The organism is Arthrobacter sp. StoSoilB22, from assembly GCF_019977315.1.
GTDB lineage: Bacteria > Actinomycetota > Actinomycetes > Actinomycetales > Micrococcaceae > Arthrobacter.
The window spans coordinates 1281488-1296672 of the sequence record NZ_AP024652.1 but is presented as its reverse complement, the minus strand read 5'-3'; the positions used below and the strand labels follow the sequence as shown (position 1 = coordinate 1296672).

The window sequence follows — 15185 nt, the reverse complement described above, 5'->3', positions numbered from 1 at the left end:
CGTGCTAGCGCCCGGCGTCCCAGCGGATGCCGGGCGTAAGCTGGGGCCATGACTGAGGCTGTCATCGTTGCTACTGCCAGAAGCCCTATTGGCCGGGCCTTCAAGGGTTCCCTCAAAGACGAACGTCCGGATGACCTGGCCGCCGCCATGGTGCAGGCCGCCCTCGCAAAGGTTCCGGGCTTCGATCCCGCCGCCGAGGACGGGCAGGGCCTGGACGACATCCTGCTGGGCTGCGCTGAACCCAGCGGTGAGGCCGGATCCAACATGGCACGGGTGGTTGCCGTCCTGGCGGGTTTGGACCGCGTACCCGCAGCAACTATCAACCGCTTCTGTGCCTCCAGCCTGCAAACCCTGCGGATGGGCTTCCATGCCATCAAATCCGGGGAGGCGCACGCGATCGTGTCCGCCGGGGTGGAGAGTGTGTCCAGGTACCAGAACTGGGCAGGGGCCGGCGAAACGGATTCCTCTAACCACAACCCTCTTTTCGAGGCAGCGGCCCAGCGTACTGCGGCGCGCGCGGCCTCCAACATCCCGTGGACCGACCCGCGTCTCGGCGGGCGGCTACCCGATATCTATATCTCCATGGGCCAGACCGCCGAAAACGTGGCCACAAGCTATGGAATCAGCCGGGCCGAGCAGGACGAGTGGGGTGTCCTGAGCCAGAATCGTGCCGAAGCCGCCATTGCCTCAGGGTTTTATGCCCGGGACATCACGCCCTACACGCGCAAGGACGGAATTGTGGTGGAACGGGATGACTCACCCCGGGCCGGGGTCACCTTGGACGCCGTCTCCGCGTTACAGCCTGTGTTCCGTACGGAGGGGACCGTGACTGCAGGTAATGCCTGCCCCCTGAACGACGGTGCCGCGGCTGTGGTGGTCATGAGTGACGCGCGCGCCCGCGAATTGGGCCTGCAACCGCTGGCGCGGGTGGTGTCAACCGGCGTCAGCGCTCTCTCCCCGGAGCTTATGGGCATGGGTCCCGTGGAATCGACCCGGCGGGCCCTTGCCCTGGCAGGACTGACCATGGACGACATCGACCTCGTGGAGCTCAACGAAGCCTTCGCCGTGCAGGTGGTGGCGAGTGCCCGAGAGTTGGGAATTGATCCATCGAAGCTGAACGTCCATGGTGGCGCCATCGCTTTGGGCCATCCCTTCGGCATGACCGGGGCCCGAATGACCAGCACGCTCCTCAATGGGCTCAAAGAACGCGACGGAACCCTGGGCCTGGCCACACTGTGCGTGGGCGGAGGCCAGGGCATGGCCGTGGTTTTTGAGCGCTTGAGCTAGCCGACAGGTCTTCAGGTGGCGAGTGGTTGGATCTGACCCCTCAGCGACACAAAAATGCCCCCGAAGACTCTTCGGGGGCATTTCGCGTTGGAGCTGTTGGTAACTAGTCGTCGCCTCGAAGGATTGCCAGCAGGCGGATGATTTCAACGTAGAGCCACACCAAGGTGACCGTCAGGCCGAATGCCGCAACCCAGGAGTACCGCTCCGGGGCGCCTGCACGGACGCCTTCCTCGATGCTGGTGAAGTCCATGATCAGCGAGAATGCGGCCAGGCCGATGGCCAGGATACCGATGAAAACGCCCAGCGGGATGCCGAAGAACTCAACGCTTGTGCGCAGACCGAAGGGCTCCTGCACAACACCGGTCCACGACATCACCAGGTTGATCAGTGCGAAGACCGCGTAACCGATAGTGGCGATCATGAAGAAGCGCACCATCTTGGGGGTGGCGCGGACCTTGCCGCTCTTGAAGAGCACCAGGGTGACGCCGAAAACTGCCAGCGTACCGATGACAGCCTGAAGGCCGACACCGGGGTACATGCCATCCAGGACTCGGGTAAGTCCGCCCAGGAACAGGCCTTCAAGGCCGGCATAGGCGAGGATCAGGGCCGGTGAAGGCTGCTTCTTGAAGGTGTTGACCAGGGCAAGGACGAAGCCGCCCAGTGCACCAACGATCATCAGCATGGTGGAGAGGCCGGGAGCAACGAAGAGAGTGACGCCGGCACCGATGATCAGCACAACGAGGCAGGCGACGGTCTTCATGATGACGTCGTCATAGGTCATGCGGCCGGTGTCGGCCGGGCCTGCAGCAGGCTGGTTGTACATCTGCTGCAGCTGCTCGTTGGTCATGTTCTGCTGCTGGGCGGACCATGCTGCGTGGCCGTCCATGACCTGGCTCGGTGCACGGCCGGGTGCTTGGTTGAACTGCTGGCCGTACGGGTTCTGCGGTACAGGCGGGGCCTGCTTTGCTCCACGGAAATTCTTTCCGTTGAAGACTGGGTTTCCGCCAAGTGCCATTGCGGGTGTCCTCCTGAAAAAGGGCTAGTGATAATTCACGGTACCAATTACCACGTGCGCGCGGCAGGGAAAGTTCCCTTGTTCACCCAGACGAAACTCAACCGTGACAAGAAAAGGACCAGCGGCTGCTCCCGGAGGTTTGCGAGCATTGGTGCATCACAAGTTGCCTATAGCTTCACAGTTGTTATCTGATCGCGATCTTCCCAGCCCCGAACTGGGCGTTTATTGCCTCCACCGGGCGGTAACATAGGCCACACATGGGTGACTTAGATCACAAACGAGGCAGCTAGGCAAGAACAATTCACAAGCCCCATGACCGTTCGCACCGGCTGCAATGGCGCAGCCGGGACCACCCCCACTGTGGAGGTTTCCATTTTGAGAAGCACACTGCGCGACCCGTCCATGAGACGGTCCAAGGGACTGCAGAGAGTTGTGGGGGCGCTGTTCGCAGCCCTCATCACCGCTCTGTTGATCGCCGCCCCTTCGGCACAGGCAACCACCCCCTCGCCTTCGCCGTCACCGACGTCGTTCCAAAACAACATCAGCGGGTTCCTCCGCGACGATGCCCGGGCCCCCATATCCGGAGTCAAGATCAAAGCCACGGGCAACGGATTCGAAGGTGAAGCCACCTCCGGTGCAAACGGAGCCTGGACCATCGGCGTTCCCGTCCAAGGTACTTACACCATTGAGCTGGATACCTCCACGTTGCCGGAGGGAATCGCACTGGCCGAGGGACAGGACAATCCCCGTGATGTCACCTTCAGCCAAACATCCAACTTGTCGGTGATCTTCGCCTTTGGCGAGGGCATTGTGGTGCAGCAACAGGACTTCGGCCAAAACCTCCTCAATCGCCTCGTTGCGGGTCTTAGCTTTGGCCTCCTCCTTGCACTCGCCTCAGTTGGCCTTTCCCTGATCTTCGGAACCACCGGCCTGACCAACTTCGCCCACGGTGAGATGGTGACGCTGGGCGCGGTACTGGTGTTCATGTTCAATGCCTTCGGGCTTCCCTTCTGGCTGGCGATCCTGCTTGCCCTGGTGGGCGGCGGTCTCTTCGGATACGTCCAGGACGCAGGGCTTTGGCGGCCCTTGAGGAAGCGTGGCTCCGGCCTGGTCCCTATGATGATCGTCAGCATCGGCCTGGCACTGGCAATTCGCTACGTCATTCAGTTCTTCTTCGGCGGCGCAACACAACAGCTGCCCGGCGCGCAGAGTGCTGAGATCCAAATCGGACCTGTTTCCATTTCTCCGAATAATCTGTGGTCCCTGATTATCAGTGCCGTGGTGATCGCCTTGATCGGCATCGTCCTGCTCAAGACCCGCCTCGGCAAGGCGACCCGCGCCGTAGCGGACAACCCCGCACTGGCAGCTGCCTCCGGCATCGACGTTGACTCTGTGATCCGCATTGTCTGGATTGTGGGCGGCGTCCTCGCTTCCCTCGGCGGCATCCTGTGGGCGTACTACCGTCCAGGTGTCACCTTCGACATGGGCTCGCAGATCCTGCTACTCATCTTCGCCGGCGTGACGCTGGGTGGTTTGGGAACCGTCTTCGGCGCCCTGATCGGCTCCATCGTCGTAGGTATCTTCGTGGAACTGACTACCGTGTTCGGCCTGCCCGCCGACCTCAAGTACGTCGGTGCGCTGTTCATCATGATTGTTGTTCTTCTGTTCCGACCGCAGGGTATCCTCGGCCGGCGTGAGCGTGTGGGTTAGGAGCGGGCCATGGACTTCGGATTTATTCTCTCCAGCGCCCTTGGCGAATTGTTCAGCCCAACGACGGCGGCTTACGCACTTGCCGCTCTGGGCCTCGCGGTGCACTTTGGCTACTCAGGGCTGTTGAACTTCGGCCAAGCCGGCTTCATGGCCGTGGGTGCCTACGGTTTCGCCATTTCCACCCTGACGTTCGACGCACCGTTCTTCCTGGCATTGATCATTTCTATTCTCTGCTCGGTCATCTTCGCGTTCATCCTGGGTATACCTACTCTGCGGCTCAGGGCGGACTACCTGGCCATTGTCACCATTGCAGCGGCAGAAATTGTCCGCTACGTAGTCACCACCAATCAGCTCACCAGCGTCACAGGCTCCGCCAACGGCCTGGCAGCGTTCGAGAACACCTTCTATGCCATGAACCCCTTCCCCGAGGGTTCCTATATGGGCATGAACAACCGCGACTTCTTTATCCGCGTGGTGGGTTGGGGACTGGTCATTGTGTGCTGCGTCCTGGTGTGGCTCCTCATGCGCAGCCCATGGGGCCGTGTCCTAAAGGGCATCCGCGAGGACGAGAACGCCGTCCGCTCCCTGGGCAAAAACGTCTACGCCTACAAGATGCAGGCCCTGGTCATTGGTGGCGTGCTGGGCGCCTTGGCGGGCATGATCTTCACGCTCCCCCGCGGTGCCGTCCAACCGTCCAACTACGGCACGGAACTGACATTCTTCCTGTGGACCTGCCTCCTGCTCGGCGGCATGGCCACTGTCCTGGGGCCGGTTATTGGAGCCATGATCTTCTGGGTTGTGCTCTCACTGACGCAGAGCTTGCTCTACGGCCTCATCGAATCAGGAATCATTACCTGGCTGACCACCGTCCAGGCTGGCCAGTTGCGCTACATCCTGGTGGGTGTTGCGCTGATGCTGCTGATGATCTTCCGCCCGCAAGGCGTCTTCGGCAATAAGAAGGAGCTTGCTTTCGCATGAGTGAGACCAACGAAAACAACATTGACTACATGACCGATTCGCGGCCTATCGCCGTCGGGGAAAACACCCCCGGCTGCAAGAAGCGCGATCCCATTGTGGTGGCTGAGGACGTCACCCGTTCCTTCGGCGGCATCAACGCCGTGGACGTTGAATACCTCGAGATCCCGCGCCACAAGATCACCGCTTTGATCGGTCCCAATGGCGCAGGGAAGACCACGCTGTTCAACCTGCTCACTGGCTTTGACACTCCCAATACAGGTAAGTGGCAGTTTGAAGGCAACAGCCTGGCAGGGGTCTCCTCTTACAAGGTGGCCCGCATGGGCATGGTCCGCACCTTCCAGCTGACCAAGGTGATGGGCAAGCTGACCGTTATGGAGAACATGCGGCTCGGCGCGGCGAACCAGCCCGGCGAGCGACTCTCCAAAGCCCTGTTCAAGGGCATGTGGGGTGGACGCGAAAAGGAAATTACGGCCCAAGCCAACCTGCTGCTGGAAAAGTTCAAATTGGACGCCAAGAAGGACGACTACGCAGCATCCCTCTCCGGTGGCCAGCGGAAGCTCCTGGAGATGGCGCGTTCCTTGATGGTCAAGCCCAAACTGGTGATGCTCGATGAGCCCATGGCCGGCGTGAACCCGGCCCTGACGCAGTCGTTGCTGGACCACATCAAGAACCTCAAGGCGGAGGGCATGACCGTTCTGTTCGTCGAGCACGACATGAACATGGTCCGCCACATCGCCGACTGGGTAGTGGTCATGGCCGAAGGCAAGGTTGTTGCCGAAGGACCTCCGGGCGAGGTCATGAAGAACCCCGCTGTCATCGATGCCTACCTTGGTGCGCACCACGATGTGGACCTGGGCGACGCCGAAGGCATCAAGGAACTCGAGGCTGAACTGGAAGCTGACGAAGAGTCCGTGGTGGGAACCGAAGATGCAGGCATCCTGTCCGAAATCGAAGAAACCAAGAAGGAGGACGGGAAATGAGCAGCAGCATCAGCGAAATGCCCGCCTCGGCGGCCGCCCCGGCCGGTGATTCCGTCGTCAAGGTCACTAATCTCGTGGCCGGTTACATTCCCGGCGTCAACATCCTCAACGGTTGCAGCATTGAGGCCCGCAAGGGCGAGCTCATTGGCATCATCGGGCCTAACGGCGCCGGTAAGTCCACGCTCCTGAAAGCCATGTTCGGTTTGGTGAAGGTCCACTCCGGCACAGTGGTGGTCCGGGGCCAGGACCTCACCGGGTTGAAGGCCAACAAGCTGGTTACCCAGGGCGTGGGCTTCGTGCCGCAAACCAACAATGTTTTTGCCACGCTGACCATTGAAGAGAACCTGCAAATGGGCATGTTCCAACGGCCCAAGGACTTCTCCGAACGCTTCGACTTTGTGACCAGCCTCTTCCCTGAACTGGGAAAGCGGCGCGCCCAGCGTGCAGGGTCCTTGTCCGGTGGTGAGCGCCAGATGGTGGCCATGGGCAGGGCACTAATGATGGACCCGGCCGTGCTGCTGCTTGACGAGCCGTCGGCAGGCCTCTCCCCCGTCAAACAGGACGAGACCTTCCTGCGTGTCCACGAGATCAACCGCGCCGGTGTTTCAGTGATCATGGTGGAACAGAATGCCCGCCGTTGTTTGCAGATTTGTGACCGCGGATACGTCCTGGACCAGGGCAAGGACGCGTACACCGGTACGGGGCGCGAGCTCATGAAGGACCCCAAGGTCATCCAGCTTTACTTGGGTACCCTGGCGGACGAGGTCTAGCTGCGTCAGTCCCGAAGGCCTGGTTCCGGTGTCGCTCCGGAGCCGGGCCTTCGGCACGTCCAGGGACGTTCAGGAAAGCTCAGGGGCGTCCCTCAAATGTGGCGCTGGTGCTGTCCTTCGGCACCACCACATGCACCGCGTTGCGTTGAACAGTGAAGTCGGTGGGTGTCCCGGTGGTGATCTCGCCGTCGAGGTTCACCGGCAGTGGCGGGGTGGTCACCAGCCTGACCCTTTGGCTGGTGACATGGTGCACTCGCTCGTTCTCCACAAATTTGCCGTTCTTGAGCGAGCGAGCGATTTTTGCTTGCTCACGCAGGGGAGCCATCAGGATTGCGTAGATGTCCAGGGTGTGGTCATCAATCCCTGCGGTGGGAGAAACTGCATTGCCGCCGCCGTAGTAGCGTCCGTTCCCTACAGCCACCTGCAACAGGTTCTCCAGCTCCACAGGCTGATGGTCCCCCTCCGGGAACTCCAGACGGGCGTGGAATGGCTTGTGCTTGGCATAGGAGCGCACCGTAGCCACTCCGTAGGCCATGGGTCCAATGAGCCGCTTGAGACGCGGACTGAGGGCTTGGGTAACGGCTACGGACAGGCCGGCTGAAGCCACGTTAAGGAAGGGCTGCCCATTAGCCCGGCCGAGGTCTATGTCCACTATTTTTCCCTCGGCGAGGGCTTTGCAGGCCTCACCCAGGTCCTTGGGGATCTCCAGCGTCCGGGCAAGATCGTTGGCGGTACCCAGTGGAAGCACACCCAACGCCACGTCCGTACCCGCCACCAGTCCTGCGGCGGAAGCAACCGTTCCGTCTCCTCCCCCCACCACCACAAGGTCATGCCCTCCAGTGACCGCCCGTTCCAAAGTCCGGTTGAGGTCCCCGGCCTCGTCCACCGTATACATGGCCGAAACCGGAAGCCCTGCCGCGTCCAGGCTCCGGACCACCAGCTCCCGGGCAGCAGAGCCTTTGCGTGAACCGGTATTGATGACCACCGCGATGGAGCGGGCTTCCCGGGTTAGCTTCATGTGGACATGGTAGGTCCACCGCCTGTGTGAAAGCCTTATTGAAGCTTGGGGAGACGCACAACGGGCCCCCTTCCTGATGAGGAAGGGGGCCCGTCGCTAAAAGCGGCCTAGTTGGCGTTCAGCTTAGAGCTTGCCGAACTCTTCGCGGACCGGCTTGTAGGTGTTGTCGTCCTGGTATTCGTAGATACCGATGTATGCCTCGGTGGGGTCACCGGCATCGGAGAAGGTTACCGGACCGGACTGTCCGTCGTAGTCAATATCCTTGCCCTCGCGGAGCAAGGTGACACAGGACGGGAAGTTCGTGCACTTCTCGCCACCTTCAGAGACTTCCTTGAGCTTGGCTGCGATGTCCGTGCCCTTGGTGCTCTTGGCTGCCTCAGAGGCCAGCGCGATCAGGTTCACGGCGTCGTAGGACTCACCTGCGTAGCTGTAATCCTTCAGCGCGGGATCGATTGCGAGGAGCTTCTTCTTGAAGTCGTCCTTGGCGAACGTACCGGGGATGGTTCCCTGTGCGCCCTTCATGGTTCCGGCTTGGAAGTCCTTGCTGTAGTCCGAGGTGTTGCCGTCAACCATGAACAGCTGCGTGGGCTTGACGCCCTTGCCGGTCATCAGCGGGACGATGCTCTTGGCTTGGTCGAAGGTAATCAGTGCGATTGCATCCGGCTTGGCTGCGAGGACCTTGTCCACCTGGCTGCTGAACTGCGAATCGCCCTCGTTGAAGAGCTCTTCAGCAACAACCTTGCCGCCGGCTGCCTCGAAGGCTTCCTTGACGTTCTTCTGCAGGCCGGTTCCGTAAGCGTCGTTGAGAACGATCATGCCAACGGTCTGGGCGCCACAGGTGGCCATGTAGTTGCCCAGGACCTTGCCCTGGAGCACATCGGAGGGTGCGGTGCGCCAGTAGAGGCCCTTGTCATCCCATGTGGTGAAGTCAGGCGAGGTGTTTGCCGGAGAGAAGTGGATGACGCCGGCACCGGTGATCTGGTTGATGACCGTCTTGGAAACGCCTGACGAGGCCGCACCGATCACTGCGCTCACACCTTGGCCCAGCAGGGCCGTGGTGGACTGCGTGGCGATGTCCGTCTTGGTGTCGCCGGAGTCGCGGTGGGTTACTTCCACCGGCGCACCCAGAACGCCACCGGCGTCGTTGACTTCCTTGATACCGAGGTTGACGCCGGCAATTTCGGGCGGGCCAAGGAACGCCAGCGACCCCGTTGTCGGCAGGAGCGATCCAAGCTTAAGCGGCGTAGCCGTCGTTGTGGTCGAGGGAGGTACTGGTCCCGTGTTGGTGGCAGCCTGGCTGTTGCCGGCTCCCGCCCCGCCGCTCGGTGCCGGGCAGGCGATACCTGCCGCGGCGGCGGAAGAAGACCCAGTCTGGGTGGGCGTCGAAGACCCACCACAAGCTGTGGCCAAGAGAGCGACCCCAATGCCAAGCGCTGTTAGCTTGGCGGCTCGGGGCGCCGCTGGGGAAAGATCAAACATGCGTTGTCTCCTCGATCGAAAGGTGCGAACTGCCTTTGATGCGATTACTCAGGTGTTCCTGATTAGGACTCAAACTAGTGCAATTACCCCCGGAACATAAGTGATTCAGGTCACATCCCTATAACACTCGTTGCCTGTGGGGAATCTCCGAGGTGGCTGGGAAAATGCGCTGAGGAGAAGAACGATGCACTGGAAGGGAGAAAGAGCTCTCACCTTGCCGCTGTGCCCCAGGTGGGACTCGAACCCACAACACGCGGATTTTAAGTCCGCTGCCTCTGCCAATTGGGCTACTGGGGCGCCCGGACCATGGTATCTCAGCTAGAGCCTGTTGAATGGCGCGGCGTAGCGGAAGGTGCCGCTGGCGTCGTCGGGCCACCCCGGAAGGGCCAACAACTGGAAGTGGTCTCCCCACGCAGCCTCGGGCGGTTCAACGCCTAACGACGTAGCCGGAACATAGCCGAAACGCGGGTAATAAAGTGGACTGCCAAGCAAAGCGATCCCGGGCTCTCCAAAGGCCGTGGCGCGTGCCGCCGTTTCGCGCATCAACGCAGAACCCACTCCACGCCGCTGGAACGGTGGAAGCACGCCTATAGGGCCCAGTGCAAGGAGCTCCAGCTGGTCCACCCAGCCCCTGGTGCTGATGGCGTGCCCCACTATTTCCCCACCCATCTCAGCTACGATGCTGAGGTCCGGAATGTATTCGCTGCACTCAAAGAGCTCCTTAAGGAGCCCCACCTCAATGGGCGTACCTTCAACAGGTTGGCCGGTCACCGGTGAGACGGAAAAGGCACGCGCAGTGAGTTCCAGGATCTCGGCCCGGTCCTCGGGCTGTTCGGAGCGCAGGACCAGGCCGCGTGCCAGAAGCCTCAGCACATCCATGGCCCTGCCCGCGTCCGCCGATGGCACCAGGAGGTGATCGTGGTGAAACCCGGCAAGGACATTGCAGCTGATGCCCGCGTGCGTCAGCGCCGCGCTGACCGCTGCGGTCAGGCCCACGGCCTCCAGTGCCGAATGGACCTGCAATGTGATCCAGGTGGCCACGAAATCGTAGCTAAGGCCCAACGAATCCGCTTCGTCGCGGTGAAGGACAACAGTCAGGCCCTCAGCCTCCCGAACGGCCGCTTCGATGCCGCCCTCCAAGGGCCGGCCGTGCGGCCACAGGGCGTACACGTACTCGCCGTCACGGGCTACGGGATGAAGGGATTCCAGGAGGATCTTCAGATCGGTTTCACCGGACATGAAGACAGTCTAGGGGCAGCCGTGCAGTGGCACTTCTCAAAACGCAGACGGTTAACGCCGACGGCGGCCGCCCCCTCAAGGGGACGGCCGCCGTCGAGCGTGTACTACTTGGCGTCAGCAGTTACCGGAGTCTTGACTTCCTCGGCAACCGGCTTGGCTTCAACCGGTGCCGGAGCGGCAGCGGGCTTGGGAGCCGGAGTAGCCGCAGCCACGAAGGCACCGCGCGGGTTGTCCAGGTCCATCAGCTGCGTGGTGTCGCGGCCTGCGAAGAAGGCCAGGATCCAACCGAAGATCACACGGAACTTGCGCTCCACCGTGGGCATGGCCATGCCGTGGTAACCACGGTGTGCCAGCCAGGCGAGGCCGCCCTTGAGGCCGATGCGGCCGAGCAGGTTGATGTTGGCAACACCCTTCCACTCGCCGAATCCGGCTACGGCACCGAGGTTCTTGTGCTTGTAGTCGTGCAGCGGCTTGTCCCAGCGGGAAGCCCAGAGGTTCTTTGCGAGCTTCTTTGCCTGACGAAGTGCGTGCTGGGCGTTGGGGACGCAGGTGCCGTCCGGCAGGCCCTTGCCCGTGAGGTCCGGAACGGCGGCGATGTCGCCGGCGGCCCAGGCGTTCTCCACAATGCCTTCATCGCCGGCGATGCGGAGGTCCGGGAGGACGCGAACGCGGCCACGCGGTTCCAGCGGGAAGTCGGTGGAACGGATCATCGGGTTGGCCTGCACACCGGCAGCCCACACCAGGGTGTCTGCTTCAACTTCGCCGGCAGAGGTCTTGTCCGGGAGGTTGATCAGCTTGAGGTTGCCCTCAGCGCTGTCCAGGGAAGTGTTCAGGAGTACTTCGATGCCGCGGCTGCGGAGGTGCTCCACAACCCATTCGGCCTGCGAAGCGGTGACCTCGGGCATGATGCGGCCCATGGCTTCGACCAGGATGAAGCGGACTTCCTCCTGGCGGATGCGCGGGTTGTTCCGCACAGCTGCGCGGGCGAGGTCTTCCATTTCGGTGAGGCATTCGATGCCGGCAAAACCGCCACCGACAACTACGAAGGTCAGTGCCTTGGCGCGTTCTGCGGGGTCAGTCATGGTGGAGGCGGATTCAATACGCTCCAGCACCTTGTTGCGCAGTGCAACGGCTTCTTCGATGGTCTTCAGGCCGATGCCCTTGTCCGCAAGGCCCTTGATGGGGAACGTGCGGGTGATGGCGCCGGCTGCGATCACGACGTCGAAGTACGGGATCTCGAAGTTTTCGCCGCCATCGGAGGGGGCGATCACCGCGGTGCGGTTTGCGTGGTCGATGCTGGTGACGCGGCCCTGGATGAGCTCAGTCTGCTTGAGGTGCTGACGGTGGGAGACGACGGCGTGGCGTGCCTCGATGTTGCCGCCGGCAACTTCCGGAAGGAAGGGCTGGTAGGTCATGTACGGCAGTGGATCAACGACGGTGACGATTCCGCCTGCGTTCGCGATCTTCTTCTGCAGTTTGAGTGCTACGTACAGGCCGACGTAACCGCCGCCGACGACGAGAACCCGGGGACGGTCAATGAGCTCTGGGGTGGTTGCCATGATTCCAGAGTACAGCACTTTGTGAAAATCTTCACTAACTACGTCCGGGTGGGTGGATCCACCTTTACAAGGGCACCCGTTTCGGCCTCTTCGGGCACTGCGGGCGGGTTCTTTGAGACCCTTCGCAACTGGATCGCCGCACCTGAGACCAAGGCAATGAACAGGGCGCCAAAACCAAGCACGACGGCGGCAGGAAGGGCGTCGTCCATGGTGGCCGGCGTCTTCGCTACGGGAACAGTCGGATCGGCCAGCGTGGGTGCGGCACTGGTGGGGCTTGCCACGGGCGCCGGCTCGGGCTCGCTGAAGACACCACGCCGGTGGACGCGGATCCAGTCCCCGATGGAACCCAGCGGGTTAGTGCTGGTGACGGGTACGTCATTCTTCAACGCGGCTTCGGCGTTAAGGATGCCGTAGCCGTAAATTGGGTCCTTGCCGGGAGCGCCGGCGTCCTTGGCAGTGCTGACGATCCTGTTGATGACCTGGGTAGCGCTCATTTCCGGCCACTTGGAACGGATCAGTGCCGCCACACCCGACACGATGGGGGCCGCTCCGGACGTCCCAGCCCACTCGGCATAGGAACCTCCGGGGATGCCGCCCACCAGCTTTTCGGCCGGGGCAGCCACTCCAATGCTGATGCCCTGGGACGAGGAGTCAACGCTGGCGCGGCCCTCGCCATCAAGGCCTGCCACGGTGAGGACACCAGGAATGGTGGCCGGGGCGCCAACTTGAATATTGCCTCCAACGCGGTTTCCGGCGGCGGCAACAATCACCACGTCCTTCTGCTCCGCGTAAAGGAACGCTGCATCCCAGCTCTGCGGCCAATCCGGCGAGGTACTGCCCAGGGAAATGTTGATGACCTTGGCACCGTTGTCCACGGCCCAGCGGACGGCCTCCGGTATCTGCTCCTGGTCTGTCTTGCCGCCGGGGTTGGGTGAACCCAGCCAGGTTGAGATGGCCAGAATCTCCGCTTCGGGCGCAACCCCGGTGATGCCGTCCGGTCCCCCGGCAGGCGGAGTGGTTGGCGGCGGAGGCGGTGGGGCTGGTGACGCCGAAGCGGACGCTGAGGGCGACGGGGGCGGCGTGGGTGTTGTGTGGCCCCGCCCGGCCAGCATGGTGGCCACCAATGTGCCGTGCTCGGTGTTGGCGCCGATGCTTTTTTGTCCGTTCGGAGCCCCGGCATTGGAGACGTCCGTTCCCCCGACCACAACTCCCTTGAGGTCCGGGTGGCTTCCGTCAACGCCGCTATCAATGATGGCTACCTTGACTCCAGCACCCTTGGACACCTGCCAGGCGTTGATGACTCCAGATTCCTTGAGCCAGTACTCCTTGTCCCGCCACGCGTCAGCGTTGGCCGCCGGAGCCGACAACAGCGCACCCGCCAGCGTCGCACCGGCCAGGATGGTGGCAAGCGCAGCTGACAGGGCGCGCCGGTGCCGCTGTGTCATCGGCTGTCCCGGATACTCAGGGCGATGCCGTCCAGGATGTCATGTTCGCTGGAGACGGCCGCTTGGATGGCTCCTTGGCTGACAGTCGCCAAGCGGTCCAGGATCCGGCGCCACACCAACGCTCCGGCGCCGATAACTTCCACGCGGCCCGGATGCATGTAGGGAAGCGCCGCGCGCTCGTCCCGGGTCATTTCCAGCAGGTTGGTGCACGCATCGGTGATGGTTTCGAGGTCCAGCGACGCACCGTGGATCCGGTTGGGCTGGTATTCGTCCAGGCCCAGCGCGTGCGCGGTGATGGTGGTGATGGAACCGGCAACGCCCACCACTGCCGTGGCGCGGGCCAGCGGTACCGTCTGCGCGGCAAGATCAAGCGCGGCATCGACGTCGGCCTCCGCTGCGGCGATTTGCGCAGCGGTGGGCGGATCGCTGCGAAGGTGACGTTCGGTGAGCCGCACGCAGCCGATGTCCACGGAGCGTGCTGCGATGACGCCAGTGGAGTCGCCCAGAACGAACTCAGTGCTGCCGCCACCGAGGTCCACCACCAAGATTGGGTCCGCCCCCGTGGCCGGCAGAACACTGCTGGCCCCGGCGAAGGACAGCGCAGCTTCCTCGTCACCGGAAATGACCTCCGGCTCAACGCCCAGGAGCTCCCGTATGCCGTCCACAAAGACCTGCCGGTTGCGGGCGTCACGGGTGGCGGACGTCGCTGCGAAGCGGATACGCCCTGCACCGTGCTCCGTGATGAGTTCCGCGTAGTCACGTGTCGCAGCGAAGGTGCGTTCCAGGGCCTCAGGGGCCAGTTCACCCGTAGCATCGACGCCTTGGCCCAGCCTGACCACCCGCATTTCACGCACGACGTCCGTCAGGGGACCCGTCGCAGCGTTCTCTGATGCCGCAGAAGCATCAGCAATGAGGAGGCGGATGGAGTTGGTTCCGCAGTCAATGGCAGCAACGCGGCTCATGCAGTACCTTCCTGCTCGCCGTGGGATTCGCTCTTGGATTTCCGCACGGGCGCGGGACGCCCCACGATGTCCGGCAGTCCTTGCGGACCATGGCGGCTCAAGTCCCGCGAAGGGGCCTCGCCGGCTGTGTCCCAGGCGCCATCGCAATAACAGCGGTCCTTGGTCCACCACTCGGTGATCGAGGCCAGTGCCTCGTCCCCCAGCGGGTTGACGCCCGGTCCGGCAGCCAACGAGTGACCCACCAGGACATGGAGGCATTTCACGCGGGTGGGCATGCCGCCCGCGGAAATGCCGTCGATCTCCGGCACCGCTCCGGTGCCGGAGCGGCCGGCGATCTCGTTGCGGGCCTGGAGGTAAGCATCATGGGCGCCACGGTAGGCACCGGCCAGTTCCTGATCCGCGGTCAAGCGCTCATTCATCTCGTTCATCAGCCCACCAGCTTCAAGCCGCGACACCGCGGAAGTAATGACGGGGTGGGTGAGGTAGAACGTTGTGGGGAAAGGTGTTCCGTTGCTGAGCCTGGGAGCCGTAGCCGCCACCAAGGGGTTCCCGCAGACGCACCTGGCCGGGATCTCCACAACGTCGCGGACCGGCCTGCCCAATTGGCGGCTCAGGACCTCGAGATCGTGTGCTGATGGCTGGCGGGATTCATGCGGCACGGCTGCCGTGTTCTGTTCCACTTGCGCTGCCAACCTTCCTGCCCCTTTTTGTCACGTCCCATGCGGACACGACGGCGGCGGGCA

At 62.6% G+C, this 15185-nt stretch carries 13 protein-coding genes and 1 tRNA gene; 5 read left to right on the top strand and 9 right to left on the bottom strand.

What is annotated here, in order from left to right; all coding sequences use genetic code 11:
* Positions 1-48: 48 nt before the first annotated feature.
* A complete protein-coding gene (locus LDN70_RS06290) occupies positions 49-1287 on the top strand; it encodes an acetyl-CoA C-acetyltransferase (protein WP_223942075.1) in 1239 nt (412 codons plus the stop codon).
* A gap of 103 nt (positions 1288-1390) precedes the next feature.
* Here LDN70_RS06290 and LDN70_RS06285 read toward each other — a convergent pair whose 3' ends face one another.
* Entirely contained in the window at positions 1391-2302 is a 912-nt protein-coding gene (locus LDN70_RS06285) for a Bax inhibitor-1/YccA family protein (protein WP_142939893.1), read from the bottom strand.
* A 312-nt stretch (positions 2303-2614) separates the two neighbouring features.
* Between LDN70_RS06285 and LDN70_RS06280 the strand changes: the two genes are divergently transcribed.
* The 4 genes from LDN70_RS06280 to LDN70_RS06265 are packed head-to-tail and all read left to right on the top strand — an operon-like array spanning position 2615 to position 6740.
* Positions 2615-4012, top strand: coding sequence for a branched-chain amino acid ABC transporter permease (locus LDN70_RS06280; protein WP_142939894.1), 1398 nt, complete (start codon positions 2615-2617; stop codon positions 4010-4012).
* A gap of 9 nt (positions 4013-4021) precedes the next feature.
* Positions 4022-4990 (top strand): branched-chain amino acid ABC transporter permease, encoded by a 969-nt coding sequence (locus LDN70_RS06275; protein ID WP_142939895.1) that lies wholly within the window; start codon positions 4022-4024, stop codon positions 4988-4990.
* On the top strand, positions 4987-5970 hold the full coding sequence (locus LDN70_RS06270; RefSeq protein ID WP_142939896.1) for an ABC transporter ATP-binding protein: 984 nt from the start codon (positions 4987-4989) through the stop codon (positions 5968-5970). Before LDN70_RS06275 ends, LDN70_RS06270 begins: the two co-directional genes overlap by 4 nt.
* Positions 5967-6740: an ABC transporter ATP-binding protein gene (locus LDN70_RS06265; protein WP_017198706.1), complete on the top strand. Its 774-nt coding sequence runs from the start codon at positions 5967-5969 to the stop codon at positions 6738-6740. Before LDN70_RS06270 ends, LDN70_RS06265 begins: the two co-directional genes overlap by 4 nt.
* A gap of 79 nt (positions 6741-6819) precedes the next feature.
* Here LDN70_RS06265 and LDN70_RS06260 read toward each other — a convergent pair whose 3' ends face one another.
* From LDN70_RS06260 to LDN70_RS06225, 8 genes are all read right to left on the bottom strand, one after another.
* Positions 6820-7758 (bottom strand): lipid kinase, encoded by a 939-nt coding sequence (locus LDN70_RS06260; protein ID WP_142939897.1) that lies wholly within the window; start codon positions 7756-7758, stop codon positions 6820-6822.
* Positions 7759-7881: 123 nt separating this feature from the next.
* A complete protein-coding gene (locus tag LDN70_RS06255; protein ID WP_142939898.1) occupies positions 7882-9237 on the bottom strand; it encodes an ABC transporter substrate-binding protein in 1356 nt (451 codons plus the stop codon).
* A 223-nt stretch (positions 9238-9460) separates the two neighbouring features.
* Positions 9461-9534, bottom strand: a tRNA-Leu gene (locus LDN70_RS06250).
* Between the two features lie 21 nt (positions 9535-9555).
* A complete protein-coding gene (locus LDN70_RS06245; protein WP_223942074.1) occupies positions 9556-10476 on the bottom strand; it encodes an N-acetyltransferase in 921 nt (306 codons plus the stop codon).
* Between the two features lie 104 nt (positions 10477-10580).
* Positions 10581-12035 (bottom strand): NAD(P)/FAD-dependent oxidoreductase, encoded by a 1455-nt coding sequence (locus LDN70_RS06240; RefSeq protein ID WP_223942073.1) that lies wholly within the window; start codon positions 12033-12035, stop codon positions 10581-10583.
* A 38-nt stretch (positions 12036-12073) separates the two neighbouring features.
* Positions 12074-13480, bottom strand: coding sequence for a S8 family serine peptidase (locus tag LDN70_RS06235; RefSeq protein WP_223942072.1), 1407 nt, complete (start codon positions 13478-13480; stop codon positions 12074-12076).
* Positions 13477-14442, bottom strand: coding sequence for a Ppx/GppA phosphatase family protein (locus LDN70_RS06230; protein WP_223942071.1), 966 nt, complete (start codon positions 14440-14442; stop codon positions 13477-13479). Before LDN70_RS06230 ends, LDN70_RS06235 begins: the two co-directional genes overlap by 4 nt.
* Positions 14439-15122: a DUF501 domain-containing protein gene (locus LDN70_RS06225; RefSeq protein WP_223942070.1), complete on the bottom strand. Its 684-nt coding sequence runs from the start codon at positions 15120-15122 to the stop codon at positions 14439-14441. The genes LDN70_RS06230 and LDN70_RS06225 overlap by 4 nt, the downstream gene beginning before the upstream one ends.
* Positions 15123-15185 lie beyond the last annotated feature (63 nt).